The 6,558-nt window shown below is 55.7% G+C and carries 6 protein-coding genes; all 6 read left to right on the plus strand.

All coding sequences use genetic code 11. From position 1 onward, the window contains the following. Positions 1 to 61: 61 nt before the first annotated feature. Complete coding sequence (locus QO008_RS06105) at positions 62 to 985, plus strand: AAA family ATPase (RefSeq protein ID WP_307385152.1); 924 nt, start codon at positions 62 to 64, stop codon at positions 983 to 985. Then, positions 982 to 2,706, plus strand: a complete 1,725-nt coding sequence (locus QO008_RS06110) for a hypothetical protein (RefSeq protein WP_307385154.1) — start codon at positions 982 to 984, stop codon at positions 2,704 to 2,706. Before QO008_RS06105 ends, QO008_RS06110 begins: the two co-directional genes overlap by 4 nt. A gap of 137 nt (positions 2,707 to 2,843) precedes the next feature. Continuing rightward, entirely contained in the window at positions 2,844 to 3,971 is a 1,128-nt protein-coding gene (locus QO008_RS06115; RefSeq protein WP_126465955.1) for an aminotransferase class V-fold PLP-dependent enzyme, read from the plus strand. 3 nt (positions 3,972 to 3,974) lie between these two features. Further along, positions 3,975 to 4,205: a DUF3343 domain-containing protein gene (locus QO008_RS06120; RefSeq protein WP_126465953.1), complete on the plus strand. Its 231-nt coding sequence runs from the start codon at positions 3,975 to 3,977 to the stop codon at positions 4,203 to 4,205. Between the two features lies 1 nt (position 4,206). Next, on the plus strand, positions 4,207 to 4,974 hold the full coding sequence (locus QO008_RS06125; RefSeq protein ID WP_307385157.1) for an acyl-CoA dehydratase activase: 768 nt from the start codon (positions 4,207 to 4,209) through the stop codon (positions 4,972 to 4,974). A 24-nt stretch (positions 4,975 to 4,998) separates the two neighbouring features. Next, on the plus strand, positions 4,999 to 6,162 hold the full coding sequence (locus QO008_RS06130; RefSeq protein WP_307385159.1) for a double-cubane-cluster-containing anaerobic reductase: 1,164 nt from the start codon (positions 4,999 to 5,001) through the stop codon (positions 6,160 to 6,162). The last annotated feature ends 396 nt before the right edge of the window (positions 6,163 to 6,558 follow it).

Here is a 6,558-nt window from a genome sequence, read left to right on the forward strand (position 1 = left end):
CACAGCGCGCTATGGAAATCCATAGGAGTATGGTAAGATATGGAAAAAAGAAAGGACCCCTATGAAACGAAGCGAACTAATTGAATTTTTACAACGACAAGATATAGATCAAAAATTGCTGGATGCGGTGGAAGATTTCGTCGCCGCCCATCCCGTCGAAGAAGAATGGAAAGACCGCATCCCGTCTTCTACCTTTCGCTACTACGGCAAGGAGATCTGGGAAAAGGGGATCTATGCCATTCTCTCCGGCTACCATATTCTCCTTTCCGGGCCCAAGGCGACGGGGAAAAATGTGTTCTCCGAAAATCTGGCCCAACTCTTTTGCCGGCCCATGTGGAATATGTCGCTGAATGTCAATGTGGACAGCGCCTCTTTGATCGGCGTGGACACCTTTAAGGACGGGGAAGTGGTGCTCAAAAAAGGACCCGTAACCCTGGCGGCGGAGGTCGGCGGCTTTGCGATCTTCGACGAGATCAATATGGCGAAAAACGAGTCCCTTTCAGTGGTGCACTCCGCCTTGGACTTTCGCCGCATGATCGACGTGGCGGGTTACGACCGCATTCCCCTAAACGATGCCACCCGCTTTATCGGCACGATGAACTACGGCTATATGGGCACCCGCGAGCTGAACGAGGCCCTGATCAGCCGCTTTATGGTCATCGAGATGCCGATCCTCGAAGGGGAAGGACTCAAGCAGATCCTGCGCGAAGAGACCGAACTCAACGAAGCGGGCATGGAGCTCTTTGCCCGGCTCTTTATGGATCTGCAGAACAAGAGCCTGGAGGGCGAGATCTCTTCCAAGACCGTAGATATGCGGGGCCTTTTCGGCGCCCTGACCATGATTCGCCGCGGCCTTTCGGTGCATGCGGCGCTGGATATGGGGATCGTCAACAAGTCCTTCGACCGCTTTGAAAAGGAAATCGTAGAAGATGTGATCGATACGCTCTTTCCCGCGGACACCGATACGGAGATGTTGTTTCGATGAAGCTGTCGGATCGGCGTCGGCAGAATATTTATTGGACCGTGGGGGGCAACTACCAGCGCAAGTACCCCGGCGAGGGCGATGCCTTTCGCGTGGCGGAAGCGGCGATGGTCGACCGCGCCTTTCCCAAAAATCGACTGCGCAATTTCGTCGAAAAAAACGCCTCGCAGGTATCCAACGGCAAGGATTTGAAGACGGTAGCGGAGATCCTCGCGATCCAATACACCAAAAAAGCCCTGATGGCGGAGCGGCCCGGCATCGCCGCCATGGAACAGCGGGCGTATAGGGAGCGCTACCGCGAACTGTGGTATCAAAATAAGCGCGACATCTCCGAAGAAATCCGGATGCAGTATGCGGCGTATCGGATCCACAAGCCCATGAGCGCCGGCACGTTTTTGGAACCGTTGATGCGCCGGTTGATCGACGGGGAAAAACTCACGCGGGAAGGGGAGTTTTATCTCTACCTCAAGTCCTTGTGGGAGGACTTTTTTCACGTCAATCCGATCCTCACCTTTGAGGTGGAGCAGGAGACCGAGCGCAAAGACGAGCCCCAAGAGCCGCCCCGGGCGCCCAAAAAGAAAAAGCGCAATATCGTCGAGGCGAAAAAAGAAGAGATCCCCGAAGGGGCGCCGGATATGGTAGAATCCGCCGAGTTTACCCACGTCACCCGGGACCCGTCCAAGGCGGTGGAATCCGACGTCAATATCAACCGCGTCAATCTCGAAGACGAGAGCCTGAGCCTAAAGCGGGTGCGCAAGCACTTCGGCATGGAGGTGGGTTCTGCCGGAAAGATCCGAAAGCTCGAGGACGATCTCGCCACGGGCATTCACAAGGGCATGCGGCTGCACGTGACCCGCGGGGAGTTCGAAAACGACATGAGCGCGCGCTTTTTTGAGGAGCAGATTTTTGCCCAGCGAAAGGCGACCGAGGAAATCTACGACGCCGACCGGCATATCTATGAGCGGTCCATTTTCGAATTGCGCGAAATCATACGCAAAAACCTACTGGACGATGCCGCCCGGGCCCCGGTGGTGGCATCGAACGGGGCGATCGACACCTCCTTATTGTGGCGCCATGCCGTATTGGGCGACGACAAGATCTTCAAGAAGAACCAAGTGGAAGAGGAGACCTCATTCGCCGTCGACATCCTCTTGGATATGAGCGGTTCGCAGCAGGAGCGACAAGAAGCGGTGGCGATCCAAGGCTATCTGATCGCCGAGGCGCTCACCTCCCTTCGGATTCCGACGCGGGTGATGGGTTTTTGTAATCTCTTTCACTACCAGATTATCCGCATCTTTCGCGATTATCGCGACGAGCGCAAGGAGAATCGCGAAATCTTCAGCTACAAGGCGAGCGGCAGCAATCGCGACGGCTTCGCCCTGCGCTACGTCTTTAAGACCATGGAAGAGATCGACGCCGAAACGCGGGTGTTGATCGTCCTTTCCGACGGCATGCCCAACGACCACATCTCCGTGGGGATTGATCGTGCGCCGATTCAGGTGGCGGATTACGAGGACGACGTCGCGGTCTACGACACCGCGGCCGAGGTGCTCAAAGGCAAGCTCAAACAAAAGGCGGTCCTCGGCGTCTTTACCGGCGATGACGACGAGCTCGACAGCGAGCGGCTGATCTTCGGCACCGATTTCGTGCGGATTCGCGATCTGAATCGCTTTTCGGTCATCGTCGGTAAGTATCTCAAAAGCGTGGTAGAGCGCACGCAATAGCGGGTTTAAAACCGCGCCGACATATAGATATAAAGAATAAGAACGTAAGCCTATAATATTTTTCAATAAAAGATCCCGAAACGCATTGGGGTCTTTTTTGTGTTATATTTGTAAATAGATCGAAAAGGAGGAAGGTTATGATTTACATGGACAATGCCGCCACGACGCGCAGCAAGCCGCCGGAGGTGGCGCGCGAGATTTGTACGGCGCTTTCGAGCCAGGGCAATTCGGGCCGGGGAAGCGGCGAAAGCGCCCTGGCGGCCGCCCGAAAGATCTTTCAGACCCGCCTTTTGCTCGCCGAGCTGTTCGGGGCAAAGAGCCCCAAGCGGATCGCCTTCTGCATGAATGCGACCGAGGCGTTAAACGAAGCGATCTACGGCACACTGGGGGCGGAGGACCACGTAATCACCACGGTGACCGAACACAATTCCGTGCTCAGACCCCTGTACCGGCTGGATTGCGGGATCGATTTTTTGCCCGTGGATGAAGAAGGCATTGTGGATCTATCGCGCCTCGAATCCGGGCGCAAAGACAACACCCGCGCGGTGATCGTAAATCATGCCTCCAATGTGACGGGAAATATCGCGGATATTTCTGCCGTCGGCGCATTTTGTCGAAGGCACGATCTCTTGTGTATCGTCGATGCGAGCCAGACGGCGGGGGCCGTACCCATCGACGTAGAAAAGGCCGGAATCGACATCCTCGCTTTTACCGGGCACAAGTCGCTGTTCGGGCCTCAAGGGACTGGCGGCATCTACGTGCGCGAAGGCGTCCGCGTTTCGCCCCTTAAGGTGGGCGGAAGCGGTATCGATTCCTATAACAAGGCGCATCCTTCCGCCATGCCCGAGGCGCTGGAGGCGGGCACGCAAAACGGCCACGGCATCGCCGGGCTCTACGGGGCGCTCACCTATTTGAAGCGAACGGGGATCGAGCGGATCCGCGCTCGAGAAAGCGCGCTCGTCGCGCGATTTTTGGAAGGCATCGAAAACATTCCGAACATCGCGATCTATGGCAGTCGCAATGTCGAAAAGAAGACGGCAGTGGTGAGTGTCAATGTCGGGGACTACACCTCGTCGAAGGTCGGGGAGATTCTGGAATCGGACTACGGCATCATCACCCGCACCGGCGCCCATTGTGCGCCTTTAATGCACGAGGCGCTGGGCACGCGGGACCGGGGAGCGGTACGCTTTTCCTTCACCCATTTCAACACGGAAGACGAGATCGATACGGCGATCCGCGCCTTATCGGAAATCGCCGGGAGGTAAGCATTGCAAGAGACAGAATGGATTGTTACATTTGAAAGCATTACCGACGCCATGGCATTCGAGGTGGCTGCGGCGGAAGAAGGGCTCACCGGCAAGATAATCCCCTTGCCGGATGTGCTCTCCGCCGGCTGCGGCTACGCCTGGCGCGAGGCGGCCCCCGGGGAAGAAGCGCTAAAGGCATTTCTCGCCCGGGGAGCAGTCGCGTACGAATCATTGATAGAATTGGAGCGATAAAGTGCAGTACATCGGCATCGATATAGGATCTACGGCGGCAAAGGTGTGGGGCTTCGGCGAAAAGGACATCCACTTCGTGCAGCCCACCGGCTGGAGCTCCGTAGAGACCGCACGGGAGATCAAAGAGCGCCTGTTAGAGGCAGGCATCGACGTCACCTCCGATGCAGTGCGGGTGGTGGCGACGGGATACGGGCGCATTTCCGTAGACTATGCGGACTTCGTCATCACCGAGATCACTTGCCACGGCCGCGGTGCCCGCGAAATCGCCGGCGATTCGGTCGGCGTCATCGACGTCGGCGGCCAGGACACCAAGGTGATTTTGGTGGAAGACGGCATGGTGCGGGACTTTTTGATGAACGACAAGTGTTCCGCCGGCACCGGCAAGTTCCTCGAGGTCATGGCAAACCGCCTGGCGGTGGATATGCCGAACCTCTTCGAGATGGCGCGCGTGGGGGAGAAGACCCCCATCAGCTCTCTATGTACGGTGTTTGCCGAATCCGAGATCATCAGCTATATCGGCGAGGGAAGACCCCGAGAGGACATCGCCGCCGGCGTGGTCGATTCCGTGGCGGAAAAAGTGACGGGTCTCAGCGCGCGGATGGACTTTCCCGAAACGGTGCTCCTTACCGGGGGCCTGAGCCGCATTCCCTACTTTGCGGACGTGCTCTCTGAAAAGCTCGAACGCGAAGTACAGATCGACGAACGGGGACAGTTCGCCGGCGCTTTGGGCGCGGCGCTTCTGGCCAAGGAAAAGAAAAAAAGAAATTGACAACATAGAATGGCAGGAGGAATTATGAAAACCATCGTAAAGGACTTACCGGAAATCTTCGACGAATTTGCAGACGCCAGAAAACAAGGCTTTATGACCGTTAAAAAAATCAAAGACCAGGGCATTCCCGTGGTGGGGGCCTACTGTACCTATTTCCCCCAAGAAATCGCCAACGCATTGGGCGCCGCCACTGTGGGCCTCTGCTCCACCAGCGACGAAACCATCGCCGAGGCGGAAAAGGATCTGCCCAAGAACCTTTGCCCCTTGATCAAATCCAGCTACGGATTCGGAAAGACCGACAAATGTCCCTACTTCCACTTCTCCGACATCGTCATCGGAGAAACCACCTGTGACGGAAAAAAGAAGATGTACGAACTCATGAGCGAGTTCAAGGAAGTTCACGTGATGGAACTCCCCAATTCCCAATCCCCGGAAGCCCGCGAACTTTGGAAGAAAGAGATCTATAAGACCATCAAATACCTCGAAGAAAAACTCGGCACCGAGATGACTTACGAAAACCTCCTCGATGCTATCAAGACCGAAAACGTCATCCGAAAAGCGCGTCAGGAACTCGCCCGCGTTATGGCAAACGACCCCACCCCCGTCGACGGCCTCGAAATGCACAAGGCGCTCTACGGCACCACCTTTAAGTTCGACAAATCCATCGTCGCCGACGAGCTCTATGCCCTCCGCGACAAGATCATGGAAGAATATAAGGGCGGCGAAGGACGCGAAAAGAAACCTAGAATCCTTATCACCGGCTGCCCCTCCGGCGGCGCGCCCGAAAAGGTGATCAAGGCGCTGGAAGACAACGGCGCCGTGGTCGTTAGCTTTGAAAACTGCACCGGCGAAAAACAATCCAACGGCTTTGTCGACGAAAGCGGCAAGACCATAGACGAACTGGTCGATGCCCTCGCCGATCGCTACATCGACATCGGCTGCTCCGTCATGACCCCGAACCCCAATCGCTACGAACTCTTAGATCGCTTGATCGACGAATATAAGGTAGACGGTGTGGTAGAAATCGTCCTCACCGCCTGCCACACCTACAATATCGAATCCAAGTCGATTCAAAAATTCGTCAACGAGGAAAAGAATATCCCCTACATCAGCGTAGAAACCGACTACTCCCAAGCCGACGTAGGACAACTCAACACCCGTCTTACCGCATTTATCGAAATGCTGTAAAAGGGACCATAAAAAGATCCGCCATGGCGGGTCTTTTTACATATCGCAAAGGAAGAGGGGCGCAATAGTCTTTTTCGGGCGCACGACCACCCCTTATTGTCATTCTGAGCGAGGAACTTGGTTCCGAGTCGAAGAATCTCTTTCGCTAGAAATATTTCGTATAGAAGCCAAAGCCGTACCGCACGACGTACTCGAACCACAAGACCCGAAATAGACACCGTGCAAACAGTCGACCCGCAATAGGGTACGGAGATCCATTCGACTCCGCTTCTCTCCGCTCAGGATGACAGGGAAGTAGGTGGCAATAGCCTTTTCCGGAACGCACGACCACCCCTTATTGTCATTCTGAGCGAGGAACTTGGTTCCGAGTCGAAGAATCTCTTTCGCTGTAAAGTA

Source organism: Aedoeadaptatus ivorii, from assembly GCF_030815095.1.
Taxonomy (GTDB): Bacteria; Bacillota; Clostridia; order Tissierellales; family Peptoniphilaceae; genus Aedoeadaptatus; species Aedoeadaptatus ivorii.